Annotated in this window: 14 protein-coding genes; 6 read left to right on the top strand and 8 right to left on the bottom strand. The window is 73.4% G+C overall.

Features of this window, described 5'->3' with window-relative positions; translation table 11 throughout:
- Nucleotides 1–34: 34 nt before the first annotated feature.
- From ACFUO4_RS26215 to lnt, 4 genes are all read right to left on the bottom strand, one after another.
- A complete protein-coding gene (locus ACFUO4_RS26215) occupies nt 35–1,960 on the bottom strand; it encodes a helix-turn-helix domain-containing protein (RefSeq protein WP_383489047.1) in 1,926 nt (641 codons plus the stop codon).
- 67 nt (nt 1,961–2,027) lie between these two features.
- Nucleotides 2,028–2,828, bottom strand: a complete 801-nt coding sequence (locus ACFUO4_RS26210; RefSeq protein WP_383489044.1) for a 3-hydroxybutyrate dehydrogenase — start codon at nt 2,826–2,828, stop codon at nt 2,028–2,030.
- A 54-nt stretch (nt 2,829–2,882) separates the two neighbouring features.
- On the bottom strand, nt 2,883–3,362 hold the full coding sequence (locus tag ACFUO4_RS26205) for an NUDIX domain-containing protein (RefSeq protein ID WP_383489041.1): 480 nt from the start codon (nt 3,360–3,362) through the stop codon (nt 2,883–2,885).
- Between the two features lie 9 nt (nt 3,363–3,371).
- Complete coding sequence (gene lnt / locus ACFUO4_RS26200; RefSeq protein ID WP_383489038.1) at nt 3,372–4,982, bottom strand: apolipoprotein N-acyltransferase; 1,611 nt, start codon at nt 4,980–4,982, stop codon at nt 3,372–3,374.
- A gap of 348 nt (nt 4,983–5,330) precedes the next feature.
- Here lnt and ACFUO4_RS26195 point away from each other — a divergent pair, with 348 nt between their 5' ends.
- The gene (locus ACFUO4_RS26195) at nt 5,331–6,401 is read left to right on the top strand and encodes an O-antigen ligase family protein (protein ID WP_383489035.1); all 1,071 of its coding nucleotides are present in this window, start codon (nt 5,331–5,333) and stop codon (nt 6,399–6,401) included.
- Between the two features lie 2 nt (nt 6,402–6,403).
- Here the strand turns inward: ACFUO4_RS26195 and ACFUO4_RS26190 are convergent, their stop codons facing one another.
- Nucleotides 6,404–6,949: a hypothetical protein gene (locus ACFUO4_RS26190; protein WP_383489032.1), complete on the bottom strand. Its 546-nt coding sequence runs from the start codon at nt 6,947–6,949 to the stop codon at nt 6,404–6,406.
- Between the two features lie 85 nt (nt 6,950–7,034).
- Nucleotides 7,035–7,820: a glutamate racemase gene (locus tag ACFUO4_RS26185; RefSeq protein ID WP_383489029.1), complete on the bottom strand. Its 786-nt coding sequence runs from the start codon at nt 7,818–7,820 to the stop codon at nt 7,035–7,037.
- Between the two features lie 57 nt (nt 7,821–7,877).
- On the opposite strand from ACFUO4_RS26185, the gene ACFUO4_RS26180 reads away from it, so the two are divergent.
- Nucleotides 7,878–9,053, top strand: a complete 1,176-nt coding sequence (locus tag ACFUO4_RS26180; protein ID WP_383489026.1) for a glycosyltransferase — start codon at nt 7,878–7,880, stop codon at nt 9,051–9,053.
- Nucleotides 9,054–9,060: 7 nt separating this feature from the next.
- Here ACFUO4_RS26180 and ACFUO4_RS26175 read toward each other — a convergent pair whose 3' ends face one another.
- Nucleotides 9,061–10,374: a TerD family protein gene (locus tag ACFUO4_RS26175; protein WP_383489794.1), complete on the bottom strand. Its 1,314-nt coding sequence runs from the start codon at nt 10,372–10,374 to the stop codon at nt 9,061–9,063.
- A gap of 296 nt (nt 10,375–10,670) precedes the next feature.
- Between ACFUO4_RS26175 and ACFUO4_RS26170 the strand changes: the two genes are divergently transcribed.
- The 4 genes from ACFUO4_RS26170 (at nt 10,671) to ACFUO4_RS26155 (ending at nt 15,303) form a co-directional block, all read left to right on the top strand.
- Nucleotides 10,671–11,105 (top strand): DUF6643 family protein, encoded by a 435-nt coding sequence (locus tag ACFUO4_RS26170; RefSeq protein ID WP_383489022.1) that lies wholly within the window; start codon nt 10,671–10,673, stop codon nt 11,103–11,105.
- 42 nt (nt 11,106–11,147) lie between these two features.
- On the top strand, nt 11,148–11,975 hold the full coding sequence (locus ACFUO4_RS26165; protein WP_383489019.1) for an MOSC domain-containing protein: 828 nt from the start codon (nt 11,148–11,150) through the stop codon (nt 11,973–11,975).
- A 174-nt stretch (nt 11,976–12,149) separates the two neighbouring features.
- Entirely contained in the window at nt 12,150–12,755 is a 606-nt protein-coding gene (locus ACFUO4_RS26160) for a hypothetical protein (protein ID WP_383489016.1), read from the top strand.
- A gap of 109 nt (nt 12,756–12,864) precedes the next feature.
- Complete coding sequence (locus ACFUO4_RS26155) at nt 12,865–15,303, top strand: right-handed parallel beta-helix repeat-containing protein (RefSeq protein ID WP_383489014.1); 2,439 nt, start codon at nt 12,865–12,867, stop codon at nt 15,301–15,303.
- A 7-nt stretch (nt 15,304–15,310) separates the two neighbouring features.
- Here the strand turns inward: ACFUO4_RS26155 and ACFUO4_RS26150 are convergent, their stop codons facing one another.
- Nucleotides 15,311–17,596 carry a hypothetical protein gene (locus tag ACFUO4_RS26150; protein ID WP_383489011.1) on the bottom strand — a complete coding sequence of 762 codons (2,286 nt, stop codon included), beginning with the start codon at nt 17,594–17,596 and terminating at the stop codon, nt 15,311–15,313.
- Nucleotides 17,597–17,827: the final 231 nt, after the last annotated feature.

Genomic DNA, 17,827 nt, shown 5'->3' with positions numbered 1-17,827 from the left:
CACCGGCCCCCCGTACGCGCCGCGCGTACGGGGGTCAGTGCTGTGCGGGTGCGGAGAGTATGTGCAGCCGCAGCGCGAGCTGGATCTCCAGCGCGCGGGCGGGGCTCTGCCAGTCGTCGCCGAGGAGCCGGCCGATGCGCTCCAGGCGCTGGGCGACGGTGTTCACATGGACGTGCAGTTCGTCCTTGGTGCGGGCCGGGCTCATGCCACAGGCGAAGTAGGCGTCGAGGGTGCGCAGCAGATCCGTGCCCCGTCGTCGGTCGTACGAGACGACCTGGCCGATCGTGCGGTCGACGAAGCCGGTGATGTCCCGGTCGCCGGCCAGCAGCAGGCCCAGGAACCCGAAGTCCTCGGCGGCCGCCCCGTCCCCGGTGCGGCCGAGGAGCCGCAGCGCGTCGAGGCAGCGCCGGCCCTCCTCGTAGGCGGCGGTCACGGTGTCCGGGCGGGTGGCCAGGTCCTCGACGGGGGCGGAGGCGCCGACGGTGACGGCCTCGTGGACGGCCGTGCCGAGATGGCGGGCGGTGCGGCGGGCCAGGTCGGTCGCGGTGTCGCCCGGTTTCAAGGGCAGCAGGAGGACGGTGCCGCCGTCACGGGCGGCGGCCAGGCCGTGCCGGGTGGCGGCGAGGTGGGAGGCGGCGGACCACAGGCGTCTGCGGGCGTCGGCCTCCTGCTCGGCGTCGGCGGTGGTGCCGTCGAGGCGGGCGGCGAGGACCACGTGGGTGGCGTCGAGGTCGGCGTGCAGACGGGCGGCGCGCTCGCGCAGGAGGCGGGGGTCGCGGTCGCGGGCGTCGAGGAGGTCGTCGAGGAGCTCGCCGCGGACGCGTTGTTCGGCCTCGGCGGCGGAGCGTCGGGCGAGCAGGAGCAGCGAGGTGACCATCGCCGCGCGCTCCAGGGTGAGCTGGTCGACGGGGTCGAGTCCGGGGTGGCCGTGCAGGACGAGCGCGCCGAGGAGTTCACCGCCTGCGGCGACGGCGGCGATCCAGTCGTCGCCGTGCCGTACCGCGTGTCCTTCGGCGCGGGAGGTCTCCAGGGCGTCGGCCGGCGCGGCGCCGGCGTCCAGGAACTCGACCGTGCCGTGCAGGACCTCGGCGACGGCCGCCGCCACGTCGTGCACCCCGCCGCCGCGCAGGACGAGTTCGGCGAGCCGGTCGTGGACGTCGGAGGCGCGTTCGATGACACCGCTGCGGTCGCGGATGATCTCGTTGGCGCGCTCCAGGTCGGCGAGGGCCGAGCGGGTCTCGGTGAGGAGGTTCGCGGTGTCGATGGCGGCCGCGGCCAGCGCGGCGAAGGAGCCGAGCAGCGCGATCTGCTCCCGCTCGAAGACCCGGGCACGCCGGTCGGCGGCGAACAGCACCCCGATGACGTGGTCCCCCAGGGTCAGCGGGACACCGAGGATCGCCACCAGGCCTTCGTCGCGCACGCCGGCGTCGATGGTGCGGGTGTGCTGGAAGCGGTCGTCCTTGAAGTAGTCGTCGGTGACATAGGGGCGGGCGGTCTGGGCGACGAGGCCGCCGAGCCCCTCCCCCATGCCGAGCCGCAGCTGCTGGAAACGGGCGGCCACGGAGCCCTCGGTCACCCGCATGTAGGTGTCGCCCCGGGCCGGGTCGTTGAGGCTGAGGTAGGCGACATCCGTGTTGAGCAGTGACCGGGCGCGCTGGACGATCGCCCGCAGGACGGCGTCGAGGTCGCGCAGTCCCGCCAGGTCGTGCGCGGTCTCGAAGAGCGCGGACAGCTCGGCCTCGCGGCGGCGCCTGCCCTCCAGCTCCGAGCGCACGCGCAGCGCGATCAGCTTGGCCTCCTCGAGCGCGGCGATCCGCTCGGCGGGGTGTCCCTCGGCACGGGCGAGCAGCACCGGCTGCTCGTAGGCGTCGGCGGACGCGCCCCGGGCCAGCAGTGCGAGGAACGGGGCCTCGGCGCTGCCGGTCGGGCGTTCGGCGGACTGCACGTGATCGCGGGACATGCTCACAGGATTCCTCATCGCACGCTCACCTCGTCAGCCCTGTGGAAAACCCCGGAGGGCCGACGGCTCAGTGCGCCGTCCAGCCCCCGTCCAGCACCAGGGACGTGCCGGTCACGAACGAGGCGTGCGGGCCGCACAGATACGCGACGGCGTCGGCGACCTCCGCCGGCTCGATGAGCCGCTTGACCGCGCTGTCCTGGAGGAGCACCTCGGTCAGGACGCGCTCCTCGGGGATGCCGTGCGCCCGCGCCTGGTCGACGAGCTGCTTCTCGACCAGGGGGGTGCGCACATAGGCGGGGTTCACGCAGTTGGAGGTGACGCCGTGCGGGGCGCCTTCCAGCGCGGCGGTCTTGGACAGGCCCTCCAGTCCGTGCTTGGCGGCCACGTACGCCGACTTGAACGGGGAGGCGCGCAGCCCGTGCACCGAGGAGATGTTGACGATGCGGCCCCAGCCCTGCCCGTACATGTGCGGCAGGGCGCCCCGCACGAGCCGGAACGGGGCCTCCAGCATCACGGTGAGCACCGTGTGGAAGACGTCGGGCGGGAACTCCTCGATGGGGCGCACCAGTTGCAGCCCGGCGTTGTTGACCAGGACATCGGTCCCGGCGGCGGCGAGTTCGGCGGCGTCCAGGTCGGTGAGGTCGAGGACGTGCGGTTCGACGGCGCCCGCCAGGCCGCGGGCCGCGTCGACGAGCTCCTCCAGCCCTGCGGCGTCCCGGTCCACCGCTCTCACCTTCGCGCCGGCCGCGGCGAGCCGCAGCACGCAGGCGCGCCCGATGCCGCCGGCGGCGCCGGTGACGAGGGCGGTACGGCCGCCGAGGTCGAGCGTGGGGGCGTGGGGTGCCGGGAGGGCGCGAGCAGCTGTCATGACACGACCCTAGGCACCCGCCGCACCTCACCCCATGTGGCCGCAGCCCATACTTCAGCCGGATCCAGTGGGGTCGAACCATGTGGGTGCGTCCGCCAGGGCCTGCTTGATGCGGAACTTCCCGAACTCGTTCAGCTCCGGCAGGGCGTCCACGTCGAACCAGCCCACCTCGAGCGACTCGTCGTCGTTGACCCGGGCATCGCCCTCGACGGCCCGGCAGCGCACGGTGATGTCCATGTACTGGCAGACGTCACCGTTGGGGTAGGTGATCGGTTCCAGCGCCTGGACGAGGACGATCCGCTCGGCGACGCAGCGCACCGCCGTCTCCTCGAACACCTCGCGCACGGCGCAGGCGGCGGGCTGCTCCCCCGGCTCCGGGATGCCGCCGATCAGCGACCACCGACGGGTGTCGGAGCGGCGGTTCAGCAGCACTCTGCCCTCGTCGTCGAAGACGACGGCGGCGACTCCGGGGAGCCACAGCAGCTGATGACCGACGGAGGCGCGGAGATCACGGATGAAGTCGGGAGTAGCCATGCCCCGACCCTAACCGGCCGCTCCCACCCGCCTGTTGCGCACGCGCGCGGAGATCGCCCAGCCCAGTCCGCCTGCGGCCACCAGGACCAGCAGCATCTCGGGCAGGGTGCCGAGCTTGGTGGCAGGGGTCTCGGAGGACCGCAGCGGCACCTTCTGCACGAGGGAGTCGGCGACGAACATGCCGGTCTTCTGGGTGATCCGCCCGTCCGGCATGATGATCGCGCTGACGCCGCTGGTGACCGGCACGGTCACGGTCCGGCTGTGCTCGACGGCGCGGACGCGGGACATGGCGAGCTGCTGGTAGGTCATCTCGCTGCGGTCGAAGGTGGCGTTGTTGCTGGGCACGGAGATCAGCTGGGCGCCGTCGGTGACCTCGGAGCGCACGGTCCAGTCGAAGGCCGCCTCGTAGCAGGTGACCAGTCCGACCTTGGCGCCCGCCATGGTGAACACGCCCGGCTTGGTGCCGCGGCTGAAGTCCTGGCGGACCATCGACGTCCAGTCGCTGTTGATCGCGCCGACGAGCGAGCGCAGCGGGAGATACTCGCCGAAGGGCTGGATCTGCCGCTTGTCGTAGGTGTCGGTCGGACCCTTCACCGGGTCCCACAGGATCTGCTCGTTGTAGAGCTTGCCGTCGCGTTCGACGACACCGCCGACCGAGATCGGCACGCCCATCGCCTTGGCGGCACCGTCGATGACGGCGTGCGCGTCGGCGTTGGCGAACGGGTCGACGTCGTCGGAGTTCTCCGGCCACAGCACGAGGTCCGGCTTGGGCACCTTGCCGGCCTTCACCTTCGCTGCCAGTCGCAAGGTCTCCCGCGCGTGGTAGTCGAGGACAGCGCGCCGCTGGGCGCTGAACTCGAGTCCCGCGCGGGGCACGTTGCCCTGGATGAGGGCGACGGTCACGGTGCCGTTCTCGGCCTTGTCGCTGACCAGCGGACGGGCGGCCAGCGCCCCGAGGACGGGGACGGCGAGGCTCAGCAGAGCGACCGCGGCGGCCGACCTGCGGATGTCCTGGCCGCGGCGCTTGGCGACGGCGACGCGGACGACGTCGTAGAGCCCGAAACCGCACAGGACGACCGCGAAGCCGAGCACCGGCGTGCCGCCCACCGCGGCCAGGGGCAGGAAAACGCCGTCGGCCTGACCGAAGGCGATCTTGCCCCAGGGGAAGCCGTTGAACGGCACCCGCGCGCGTGCCGCCTCGCCGGCGATCCACAGGGCCGCCGACCACAGCGGCGCGCCGGGCAGCTTCGACACGGTGGCGATGCCCGCGCCGACCAGCGCGACGAAGATCGCCTCGATCGCCACCAGCGCGATCCATGGCCCGGGGCCGACCTCCACGCCGGTCCACACCAGCAGCGGCAGCAGGAAGCCGAGGCCGAAGAGGTAGCCGAGGCCCAGGCCCGCCTTCCAGCTGCGGCCGCGCAGCACCCAGCCGAGGACGGCGAAGGCGGGCAGCGCGAGCCACCACAGGGTGCGGGGCGGGAAGCTGACGTAGAGGAGCACTCCGGAGAGCGCGGCGGCGAGGGCCGGGACGAAGCGCACGAGGCGGGCCCCGCGCGGGGCGGCGGCGAGCGGCTGAGCCTGGTCCGACTCGTCCACGGATGTTGCGGTGACGGTCACTCGGGGAGTGTACGGCGGGTGACCTGGGCACGGACAGCGCGGTCCAGATGGCAGCACCGCCCTCGCCCCTCCTCCGTCCGTCCCCTGTCGGTCCCCTGTTCGCCCGCTGCCTGTCTGCTGTCTGTCCGCTGTCGCGGCCCGGACCGTCCCGGACCGCCCGCACCTCATCCGTCCTGCACAACTCGTCCACAAACCGCCCATCAGCGGTTACGGTGTGCCGGAGCCTTTGTCGTGCGGCCGGTCAGGCGGCGGTGCGACGGCGTGCGGCCGGTCAGGCGGCCGTACGAGCGGGCCCGGCACAGGTCTCGCGGGGAGACCGGTTCGGGGGATCGGGTGGGATCCACAGGGATGACGTCTGCGTCCGGTCCTGGGGAGGACTGCGACAGACGAAACGTTTCTGACGCGGCGGGTGTCGCGGTGTTGGGGGCCTGCGCCGTGTGGGCGCTGGTCACGGCGGCCGTACACGACGGCCGCCCCGAGGGTGTGCTGCTGGCGGTCCTCGCGGTGGCCGCCGGGTACGCGGCGGGGCGGATCTGCGGTGCGCTCCTGCCGGTCGCGGCGCTGTGTGCGGCGGCGTCCGCCGGGGTCGTCCTGGTGGTGGCCACGCCACGGCTGTCCCCCGGGCCCGAGATCGTGGCGCCGCTCGGTCATGCCGGCGGCACCGCGGCCGTGCTGACGCTGTCCACGGGTGCGGCGTGCTGCGCGGCGTGGGCCGCGCACACGCCGGCATGGCGGCTCGCGCTGCGCGGTGCGGCCGCCGGGTTCGTCGTGACGGCGGGGGTGCTCGGCTCGGTCGGTGGCTGCGTGGCGAGCGCCTCGGTGCTGCTGGCCTCGCTCGCCGCCGGCCGGATGCGCGACCATCGGGGCGCGGGCTTCGCCGGGCTGGCTCTGACGGCGGTGCTCACCTCGGCGCTGCCCTGGGCCATCGCCGGGAAGGCGCTGCCGGAAGGGCTCGCCCTGTCGCTGGAAGGCCAGTTCACCCGGCACCGGATCGACCTGTGGCACGACGCCCTGCATCTGGCGCACCACGACGCCGCGCTGGGCGTGGGCCCCGGCCGCTTCGGCGAGCTCAGCACCACCGCGACCCGCACCCTGCTGTCCGACGGCAAGCCGCACTCGGCACCGCTGCAACAGGTGGCGGAACAAGGCGTCGTCGGCCTGCTCCTGCTGGCCGCGGTGTTCTGCTGGATGCTCTACACGCTGTGGCGCTCCCGGCGCCCGGCACCGGTCGTGCTCACCGCCGGGGCGGCGCTGACGGCGCTCGCGGCGATCGCCTCGGTGGGCAACGCCCTCAGCTTCACGACGGTGTCGGTGGGCGCCGGACTGCTGGCGGGACTGGCCACGGCCCGACCGCTCACGGACGAGTCACTGCCTCAGGCGGCGGAGACACGCCCCGCGGGCGACCGGCTGACTCCGTGACCTCAGTGCGCCGCGCCGGGCGTCCGCGGCCGCAGCCGGTCCCGGATGATCTGCACGGCGGCCTCCGCGTCGTCCACGGTGATCGTGAACGTGTGTCCGTCCCACAGGCTCAGGCGGACGCCCTCACCGCGGCGGACGACGACGGCGGTGCCCTTCTCGGGCCGCCAGCGGTAGCCCCAGCCGCCCCAGTGCCGCGGGGTGACATGCGGGTCGACCTCGGCGCCGGCGACCGACGACAGGGGGATGCGGCGGCGCGGCAGGCCGATGTGGCCGCATCGCACCTCCAGGGACTCCTCGTCGACCTTCAGGGCGACGTGCACGAACGCGAGCGTGCCGAACAGGACCAGCAGTCCGGCCGCGATGCAGCCGACGACGGCCATCGCGAGCGGGGCGATGCCGGTGGTCCAGGCCGAGTCGACGGCTAGCTCGATGCCGAGCGCCAGGCAGGCGGCGCCGACGAGCGCCAGCAGCCACTGGAACCGGTTGGTGGCCCGGCCGGTCCAGACAGGGGGATGCGGCACGTTGTCGCCGTGGGGGTGGTCCCTCATGCCTATGAGGTTACTCAGGTTTCGCCGCGCGGGTAGCGCGTCGCGCAGAGTGACCGGTCCGGGCAGGGCCTTTGGCCGCCCTCCGTCACCGGGCGGGGGTGACCGCCTGGAGGAACCTTCCTTCTTCGTACGTCAGGGCGGTCTCCGGCAGGGCTTCCCGGCGTCCGCTGAGCAGGACGGTGAGCGTGCCCTCCGCGGCGGCGTCCGGTGCGGGGGCCGCTCCGATGCGGCGCAGGGCCTGGGCCGCCACGGCACCGGCCGTGCCGTGCAGGATCAGCGGCGGGCGGCCGGGCTGCTGGACGGCCGCCCGGATGCGTTCGGCGACGAGTTCGTAGTTGGTGCAGCCGAGGACGACGGTCGTGACGTCCTCGGGCGTGAGCGCGGCCGCGGCGGCGACCGCGACGTCGACGGCCGCCTCGTCGGCGTGGTGCACGGCGTCCGCGAGCCCGGGGCAGGGCACCTCGGTGACGTCCACGCCGACGGCGAACTGCTCGATCAGGCCGCGCTGGTAGGCACTCCCGGTCGTGGCGGGGGTCGCCCAGATGGCGACATGGCCGCCCCCGGCCGCGGCCGGCTTGATCGCCGGGACGGTGCCGATGATCGGCAGGTCCGGCTCGAAGCGGGCGCGCAGGGCGGGCAGCGAGTGCACGGACGCGGTGTTGCAGGCGACGATCAGGACATCGGGGTTGTGCTCGGCGGCGGCCGCGGCGACGGCAAGGGCCCGCTCGGTGATGTCCTCGGGGGTGCGCGGTCCCCACGGCATGCCGTCGGGGTCCCAGGACAGGACGAGATCCGCGTCGGGCCGCAGCCGGCGTACCGCGGCGGCGGCGGGGAGGAGGCCGAGTCCGGAGTCCATGAGCGCGATCTTCACCCGGCCACGATAGACGATGAGCCCTTCCGGGCCGCCGCCGTGGGGCAGACTGCGCCCGTGAGCGCCATCGCGTGGACCGCCGCCGTATCCCTCACCGCCTGGCTGTGGCTGCTGCTCTGCCAGGGCTTCTTCTGGCGCACGGACGTCAGGCTCCCCGCACGGCGGGAGCCGGACGCCTGGCCGTCGGTCTGTGTCGTCGTGCCCGCGCGCGACGAGGCCGAGGTGCTGCCCGCGAGCCTGCCGTCACTGCTCGCCCAGGACTATCCGGGACGGGCCGAGATCTTCCTCGTCGACGACGGCAGCACGGACGACACGGGGGACCTCGCCCGGGAGCTGTCCCGGCGGCACGGCGGGCTGCCGCTGACGGTCGGCTCGCCGGGCGAACCGCCCGCGGGCTGGACCGGCAAGCTGTGGGCGGTGCGCCACGGCATCGGCCTGGCACGCGCGCGTGACCCGGAGTACCTGCTCCTGACGGACGCCGACATCGCCCACGCCCCCGACAGCCTGCGCGCTCTGGTCGCGGCGGCGCGCACCGGCGGGTTCGACGTCGTCTCCCTGATGGCGCGGCTCCGGGTGGAGAGCACCTGGGAACGCCTGGTGGTGCCGGCCTTCGTCTACTTCTTCGCCCAGCTGTACCCGTTCCGCCGGATCGGGAAGAAGGGGGCGCGTACGGCGGCCGCGGCGGGCGGCTGTGTGCTGCTGCGCGCCGACGCCGCCGAGCGGGCGCGGATCCCGGACGCGATCCGGCACGCCGTCATCGACGACGTGGCGCTCGCGCGCGCGGTCAAGGGCGCGGGTGGTCACATCTGGCTGGGGCTGGCGGAGCGGGTGGACAGCGTGCGGCCGTATCCGCGGCTGCACGACCTGTGGCGCATGGTGTCGCGCAGTGCGTACGCGCAGCTGCGGCACAGCCTCCTGCTGCTGACCGGCACGGTGGCGGGGCTGGCCCTGGTCTATCTGGTGCCGCCCGTGGCGCTGGTCGCGGGGCTCGCGGCGGGAGACGCCACGGCCGCGGTGCTCGGCGGTGCGGCGTGGCTGGTGATGACGGGGACGTACGTGCCGATGCTCCGCTACTACCGGCAGCCGCTGTGGCTCGCTCCGCTGCTGCCGTTCACGGCGTTCCTCTATCTGCTGATGACGGTCGACTCCGCCGTACAGCACTATCGGGGGCGCGGTGCGGCCTGGAAGGGCCGCACCTACGCACGTCCGGACACCGTCCCGGAGGAGGGATGAACGTGGGCTACTTGCGGCCGGGGGTCCAGTTCATGCCCCAGCCGTAGGCGTAGTCGACGGTCCGCTGCGGGCTCACGCCGCGCTCGGGCACCAGGTAGCGGGCCTCGCGCTGGACGACGAGGTCGGAGCCGGTGTTGGTGATGAGGGCGAGCGCGCACACGGTCGAGGGGACGGTGCACTCGTCGAGCGAGAAGTCGATCGGGGCGCCGTACTGCGGCTGGAGGGTCACGGTGGCGTGCAGGTCGGCGAAGGAGCGCGCGCCCTCGTAGATCGTGACGAAGACCAGGATGCGGCGGAAGAGCTGCTTGTGGTCGAGGTTGATCGTGAGGTTCTCGCCGCTCGCGACGGCGCCGGTGCGGTCGTCGCCGTCGAGGTGGATGAACGGCGGCCGGTGCAGGGCGCCGAAGGCGTTGCCGAGGGCCTGGACGACGCCCTTGCTGCCGTCGGTGAGTTCGTACAGGGCGCACAGGTCGAGGTCGAGGTCGTTGTGCATGGCGACCGGGCGGCCGAGCTTGCTGGCCCACCCCGAGAACTGCTTGCGCACCTCCCAGTTGAGGTTGACGCGCATCGCGCCGGAGGTGCCGCCCTGCTTGGTCAGCGAGACCGAGGGGGCGGCCTTGGTGAGCGTGACCTTGGTCAGGCGGACGGGCTGGGCCGCGGTTGCCGGAGGGGCCGTCGGCGGTGCGGCGGGCGGCGGCATGGTCACCGGGGGCATGGGCGGGGGTGCGGTGACCGGGGGTGCGGTGACCGGAGGTGCCACCGGGGCGCGTGGCGCGGTCGGTGCCGGGGCTGCGGCCTGCTGGGGTTCGTCCACGGTGATGCCGAAGTCGGTGGCCAGTCCCTCGAGTCCGCTGCTGTAGCCCTGGCCGACCGCGCGGAACTTCCAGGCGCCCTGACGGCGGTAGAACTCGCCCAGCACGAAGGCCGTTTCGACGGTCGCGCCGGTGCTGTCGAAGCGGGCGACCGAGGTCCCCCGGTCGGCGTCCTTGACCTCGATGTGGAGGCCCGGCACCTGTCCGAACGCGCCGCCGTCGGCGGAGGCGGCCAGCACGATCGTCTCGACCGCGGGCTCCACGCGCGCGAGGTCGACGAGCAGCGTGTCGGTCACCTGACCGCCGGCGTTGCGCTTGCCCTCGTGCCGGACCGCGCCGGAGGAGTGCGCGGGCTGGTTGTAGAAGACGAAGTCGCCGTCGGAGCGCACCTTCCCGCCGACCAGGAGCAGCGCCGACGCGTCGGCGTCGGGCACCCCCGGCCCGGTGCTCCAGCCCACTTCGACCCGCAGCGCCGTGGCCGGCACCGGAGTATTGGATCCTTTCGGCATTGACATGTCCGCCCCCATCACGTGTCACCGCGCCAGGCATGTCCCGGCAGCCCATTGATGCTCTACAGGGTCAACCTATTCCCCGCGACAGCGAACTCCCATGGCGCGCACAGAAAGATCGTTCTCCAACCGCCGGTAACCCGCCCGGAACTCGGCCTTTACAGGATCCGAACGCAGGTCGCAGTCCCTTTTTGCCGAGTTCGCTCGCATTGGGGATCCCGGGTCACTGCCGACACGGAAAACAACCCTCTTATCGGTCTCCCCAACCAGCACATCGTGGGCTTAACTTATGTGCCATGACCTCCCCCCGCTCCACTTATGGCGGCGGCTACTACTCCGCCTCCTTCCCGGACACTCCGATCTATGACTCGCTCGTGGCCGAGCGGGGCACCCCGCAGATCGCCCCGATCCGGGTCCCGGCCGAGTACGCCATGCCGAGCAGCAGCAATCTGCCCGCGCTGCCGTCCGCGCTGCCCGCCCTCCCGGCGGGACCGTCCCAGCCCTCCTACGGCTATCCGCAGGCGCAGCAGCCCTCGCCGCTGCAGCAGGCGCCCGCCGCCTACATCCCGCAGCAGGCCTCCGCGCCTCGCGGTTACCCCGGGCCGCAGCAGCAGCCGCCGCGTCCCATGAACCAGGGCATGGGCTACGAGGCGATGCGCCCCGCGGCTCCCCGGCCCGCTCCGGCGCCCTACCAGGAGCCGTACAACAACCAGCAGTACCGCGGCTACTGAGCCGACCCCGGACCCGTCCGTGCCTGCTGGCACGATGGGTGCATGGGGAATGCGCAGCTGCAGTCGATTCACGTCCATCCGGTCAAGGCGTTCCGGGGCCTGGCGCCCCGGGAAGCCGTCGTGGAGCCCTGGGGGCTGGCCGGGGATCGGCGCTGGGCGCTGATCGACGACGGGGGAAAGGTCGTCACGCAACGGCAGCAACCGCGTATCGCGCTCGCCGCCGCCGAGCTTCTGCCCGGCGGCGGCGTTCGCTTGTCCGCACCCGGCATGGAGCCGCTGTCGGTGCCGGTGCCGCGACAGGCCGGTACCGTGCCGATGCAGATCTTCCGGGACAAGGTGGAGGCGGTCCCGGCCGAGGACCCGGCCGCGCACGCCTGGTGCAGCGCCTATCTGGGCGCGGACGTCCGGCTGGTGCACATGGACGATCCCGCGACGCGCCGGCCCGTCGACCCCGAGTTCGCGCGCGCGGGCGAGACCGTCAGCTTCGCCGACGGCTATCCGCTGCTGGTCACCACGACCGCCTCCCTCGACGCCCTCAACTCCCTGATCGCGCAAGGTGATCACGCGGCCGAGGGACCGCTGCCGATGAACCGGTTCCGGCCCAACGCGGTCGTGTCCGGCACCGAGGCCTGGGCCGAGGACCACTGGTCGCGCCTCGCGATCGGCGAGGTCGAGTTCCGCGTCGCCAAGACCTGCGGCCGCTGCGTCGTGACCACCACCGACCAGGACAGCGCCGAGCGCGGCCGCGAGCCGCTGCTCACGCTCGGCCGCCATCGGCGCCTGGGCGGCAAGCTGGTCTTCGGACAGAACCTCGTCCCCCTCGCACCGGGCGTGATCCGCGTCGGCGACCCGGTCACGGTCCTGGAGTAGAAGAGATCCGTTCGAGGACCGCTCGCGGGAACTACCGCCGAGGGGCATGGCGTTGGCAGGTGTGAGAAGTTCATTAGAACGGCCCGGCGGGGTGATTTCGCTCTCTCTTCGCCCGGCCTCGCGGGTGTTCTGCCGTCCCGAGAGTTATCACGGAGCGGGAAGGGGGTGCGGACGGTGCGAGCGATCAAGGGACTCTGGCGCTGGCGGCACAATCCGCTGCGCCGTGCGACCGACCTCGCCGAGGCCTGGGTCGCACTCGTGGCACTGCTGCTGATCCTGGTCGTCACACCACTGACCGGCGCTGTCGTCGGCGGCGTGGCCCAGGACGCCCTGCAGCGGTCCGTCCGGCAGCAGCAGACGTCCCGCCACGAGGTCACGGCCACCGTGACGCGCGCGCTGGGCCGTTCCCCGCTGGACGCCGATCCCGAGACGACCACCGGCAGGGATCTGCGCAGCCGGGTCCTCGCCGACTGGACCGCGCCGGACGGCACCGCACAGCACGGCCCGGCGCTGGCGAACCTCAAACACCCGCACAGGGGCGACCACTTCTCCCTGTGGACGGACGCCCACGGCCGCATAGTGGCCCGCCCGCTGGACTCCGCGACGGCCACCACGCACGCGGTCCTCGCCGGGGTCGGCGCGGCCCTGCTCGGCATCGGTCTCGTCGAGACCTGCAGGCGGCTGATCGTCTGGCGCATGGTCCGTCGCCGGTACGCCCGTTGGGACCAGGCCTGGGCCAAGGCGGGCCCGGACTGGGGCAGGACCGGGACGGGCAGCTGACAGCCTTCCCACTCTGGTCAACCCACCACCCGCACGCACGCTACGGTGGACCGGCCGAGGCATTCGGCATCCAGACCCGCGTACCACGAGGTGGGGGCACAGCAACGCCATGGCACAGGGCACGGTCCAGGTGACGCACACCGGCACATCGCGGTGGCGGCGCCGCACGGGTGAGTACGCGTCGCTCGCCGCCGCCCTGGAGGCCGCGGCCGACGGCGACGTCCTCACCGTCGCCCCCGGCACCTACCGGGAGAACCTCGTCGTGCAGCGGGCGGTGACCCTGCGCGGTCCCGAGGGCTCGCCCGGTTCGGTGCGGATCGCGCCGGTCGACGGGGTGCCGCTCACCGTGCGGGCCTCAGCCGTGGTGCAGGACCTGCATGTGGAGGGCCAGGACGCGGCGGCACCGGCACTGCTCGTCGAGGAGGGCACTCCCGAGCTGACGGACATCCGGATCGTCACCCGGTCCGCGGCCGGCATCGAGGTGCGCGGCGGCGCCCGCCCGACCGTGCGGCGCTGCACGGTCGACAACCCGGCCGGGGTCGGCATCGCCGTACTCGACGGCGGGGGCGGGGTGTTCGAGGAGTGCGAGGTCGTCGCCGCCGGTCAGGCCGGGGTCGCGGTCCGCGGCGGCGCCCACCCGCGACTGGAGCGCTGCCGGGTGCACCACGCCTCGGGGGTGGGTCTTTCGGCGACCGGCGACAACTCCGCGCTGGAAGCGGTGGGTTGCGAGATCTACGAGGTGCGGGGCAGCGGCGTCCAGGTCACCGGCCGGGCCACCGCGCATCTCACCGACTGCGATGTGCACCGCACCACCGCCGACGGGGTCACCCTCGACACGGACGCCGTGCTGACCCTGGCCGACTGCCGCATCCACGACATCCCCGAGAACGCGGTGGACCTGCGCTCGCGCTCGGTCCTGACGCTGACGCGCACGACCGTGCGTCAGTTCGGGCGCAACGGCCTGTCGGTGTGGGACCCGGGCACCCGCGTGGACGCCAACCAGTGCGAGATCTTCGACAGCACCGGCGACTACCCGGCGGTGTGGGTCAGCGACGGCGCGACCGCGGTGCTGGACTCCTGCCGGGTGCACGACGTGCCGGACGCGCTGTTCGTCCTCGACCGCGGCTCCCGCGCGGACGTCGTCGACAGCGACCTCTCCCAGGTCCGCAACACGGCCGTGTCGGTGAGCGACGGCGCCACCGCCCAACTCGACGACTGCCGCATCCGCGACGCCGCGACCGGCGCCTGGTTCCGCGACCACGGCAGCGGCGGCACCCTCAACAACTGCACGGTGGACGGCACCCAGACCGGAGTGATCGTCACCAAGGGCGCCGACCCCACCATCGAGCGCTGCACGGTCGACTCCCCCGCCGAGGCCGGCTTCTACGTCTCCGCGGGCGGCCGGGGCAGCTTCCTCAACTGCCGGGTCACGGGCAGCTCCGGCTACGGCTTCCACGTCATAGACGGCTGCCGCGCGACCCTGCGCAAATGCCGCACGGAGCGGTGCGCGCGCGGCGGTTACGAGTTCGCGGACGCGGGGCCCGACACCGGCTCCGGGACCGGCCCGGTCGTCAAGGACTGCACCAGCGACGAGAGCACGGGGCTCAGGTCCCCCGCCGCCCTGGAGACCGCCGTGCAGACGGCGAGCCAGTCCCCCGGCCTGCTCGGCAGCATCCCCGGGCAGCGCACCACCGAGCAGGAGCCGCCGGCCACCCCGGCCGAGCCGGAGCAGCCCTCGCGCACCTCGAAGGCCGTCCTCGGCGAACTCGACGCGCTGGTGGGCCTGGACAGCGTCAAGCGCGAGGTGCGGGCCCTCACCGACATGATCGAGGTCGGCCGCCGCCGGCAGCAGGCGGGCCTCAAGGCGGCGTCCGTCAAACGCCACCTGGTCTTCACCGGCTCCCCCGGCACCGGCAAGACCACCGTCGCCCGGCTCTACGGCGAGATCCTCGCCTCCCTGGGGGTGCTGGAGAAGGGCCATCTCGTCGAGGTGTCCCGCGTCGACCTGGTCGGCGAGCACATCGGCTCGACGGCGATCCGCACCCAGGAGGCCTTCGACAGGGCGCGCGGCGGAGTGCTGTTCATCGACGAGGCGTACGCGCTGTCACCGGAGGACTCCGGCCGTGACTTCGGCAAGGAGGCCATCGACACGCTCGTGAAGCTGATGGAGGACCACCGGGACGCGGTCGTCGTCATCGTCGCGGGCTACACGGCCGAGATGGAGCGCTTCCTGTCGGTCAACCCCGGTGTGGCGTCCCGCTTCTCGCGGACCATCACCTTCGGCGACTACGCGCCCGACGAACTGCTGAGGATCGTCGAGCAGCAGGCGGACGAGCACGAGTACCGGCTGGCCCCGGGTGCGCCGGAGGCCCTCCTGAAGTACTTCACGGCGATCCCGAAAGGCCCCGCGTTCGGCAACGGCCGCACCGCCCGCCAGACCTTCGAGGCGATGGTGGAACGGCACGCGAGCCGAGTCGCCCAGGTCGAGGAGCCGAGCAAGGACGACCTGACGCTGCTGTTCGCGGAGGACCTGCCGGAACTGCCCTGACCTGGCGTTATCGCTGCGCCGGTACGTCCGGTCGCAGCCTCGCCAGCAGTCTCGCCCGCTCCTGCGCGAACGCCGGGTCGGCCTGGTAGTCGGAGTGGCCGAGGATCGGGGCGGGCAGCGGATGCTGGTCGGTGCGGCCGTAGGCGAGGGGGTCCTTGAGGGGTTCGTGGTCGACCTCGGGGCCGCAGTCGCCGGACAGGCGCATGGGGCCGCCGATCGGGTCGGTGGGCCGGTACAGATTGCGCCAGCAGGCGACGTCGTGGTGGAGGGCGCTCAGTGCGGCCGGCCCGAAGTGGGCGGGGAACCAGCGGCCGTAGAGGCGTTCCAGCGGTGAGCCGTAGGTGAGCAGGGCGACCCGCCGCCGGTCGGCGGGGGTCAGCTGCCAGGCCGCCGCGGCGGCGAGGACGCTGCCCTGGGAGTGCCCGGAGATCACCAGGCGGCCGCCGGTGGCGCGGGTCCAGGTGGCCACCCGCCAGGTGAGGTCGGGTACCGCGCGCTCGGCGTAGCAGGGCGGTGCGAAGGGGTGGGCGGCGCGCGGCCAGAAGGTGCCGACGTCCCACAGGATGCCGATGGTGCGGCGCGCGGAGGGGTCCTTGTAGGCGCGCCTGCCCCAGGTGACGAAGAGTATGAAGCCGAACCCGATCAGCCAGGAGCCCAGCGCCTGCGCGGTGTCGGCGGCGCCCTGGAGGAAGGCGTACGAGTCTCCCGCCGCCTCGGCCGGCACCTCCTGCGTCGTCAGCGCGCCGACCAGCGCGCCCGCGCCCAGGACCAGCGTGACAGCGGAGATGACGCCCAGGACGCGCGGGGCCCGGTCGGTGAGGGTGGCCAGGGCCCGGGCGGTGGCGATGCTCCGGGTGCGGGTCCGGTCCTTGGGTTCCCCCGGGTAGTCGGTGTCGATGGCGGTCAGCTCGGCCCGCCGCAGCCGCCAGGCGCGTCGGCCCAGCCAGCCGCCGAGCACCAGCAGGACGACGAGGAGCGGCGGGATCACGGAGGCCTGCCAGGTCAGCAGGACCGGCGGGCCGGGGATCGAGGCGCCGGTGCCGTCCAGCCAGTCGGCGACCCGCTGGGAGACCCCGCCGGACATCACCCCGCCGAGCGCGCAGGCCAGCATCGCGACCGCGGGGCCGCCGAGGCCGCGCATCGCGGCCCGCGGGTCGGGATGCGTGCGGTACAGGAGGCGGGCGACGACGGCCATGACGATCACGATCAGCCCCTGGCCCAGGGCGATGCCGCCGAAGGTCGCGTCCCCCGGCAGCCGTCCCCGCGACTCCCACCCCGGCCGCTCCCAGCCCGCGTACACCAGGGTGAGCAGGAGCAGGCCGAGCGCGGCGAGCGGCAGACGTCGTACGAGATGCTCGTCGAGCTCCCGGTCGAGGCGGTGCTCGCTGCGGCCCCGGCGGCACACCACCCAGACGACGACCACCCCGCCGGCGGCGAGCGCCAGGAGCAGCAGCCGGCCGAGCGTGTCGAGCGCGGCGGGCCCGCCCGTGCGGCGGTCGAAGCCGGCCGCCGCCGAGGCGACCGCCGCGGCGACGGTCAGCAGGGCCGCGGCGGTGTGCGCGGCGCGCAGCCGGGCCACCAGCCGGCGGCCGTACCAGAAGCCGGGGCGGCCCAGCGCGGTGCGGGCGGTGTCCTCGTCGTGCTCGGCCGGGTGGGTCAGGGGCTGCTGGGACTCGTACGCGTTCCAGGTGCGGTGGGACAGGTACCAGAGCAGGCCCGTCAGCGCGGTGGGCAGCAGGGCGGCGACGGCGAGGCGGCGGCCGGGGCGGCTCCACCAGCCGCCGTCGGAGACGGTCGGGGACAGGAAGCCCAGCCAGGAGTGCCGGTCGGCGCACGCGCGCGTGCCCGCGCACTGCCAGGCGGTCAGGTCGAGGGCGACCTCGCAGACCGCCGCGACCAGCAGCACCGTCAAGGTCAGGGCGGCGAGTCGCACCAGCAGTCCGTACAGACGGACCGTGCGGGTACGGCCGCGGGCGCTGGGGCGCATCCAGTGGGCGAGGTTGACCACCATGAACGGCAGCAGCAACAGCCACAGCGCGCGGGAGGAGTTGCCGGAGGTCAGATTGCACCAGACGTACGCCTCGGGCACCGGCTCCGCACGGCGTCCCTCCGGTCGTCCGGTGTCGGCGTCGACGTCCTCGGCGCGCCGGAACACGGCCGCCGTGTCGTCGCCGGTGATCCGCACGGTCCGCGGATCGTCGAGCATCTTCTCGGGCGTCGTCCCGCCCACCCCGTGGACCAGCAGCTCCAGGGCGGAGCCGGTCGTCGAGGCACGTTCCTGAGCACGTTCCACTGTTTCGCACTTCCCCCGTGACGCGCCGTCGGCATGTGTCGTGCGGGCTCAAGGATCTCCGCCGGGACGGGCTCGTACACCCCTCGTCACGGAATCTCCCCGATCCGTGTGACACACGGGGAGGACGGTGGGGTGGAGGTGGCATGCGCGCGTCGTGACAGTCGGTGCCGCGGCCCGTACCGTCACGTGCGAGGATGGGACGCCCGCGGGCTGGTGGGAGCCGGTGCGCCG

This window comes from Streptomyces sp. NPDC057280 (genome assembly GCF_042668605.1).
GTDB lineage: Bacteria > Actinomycetota > Actinomycetes > Streptomycetales > Streptomycetaceae > Streptomyces.
Note: the sequence above shows the minus strand (reverse complement) of the source record. Positions and strands in the feature narration are given on the sequence as shown.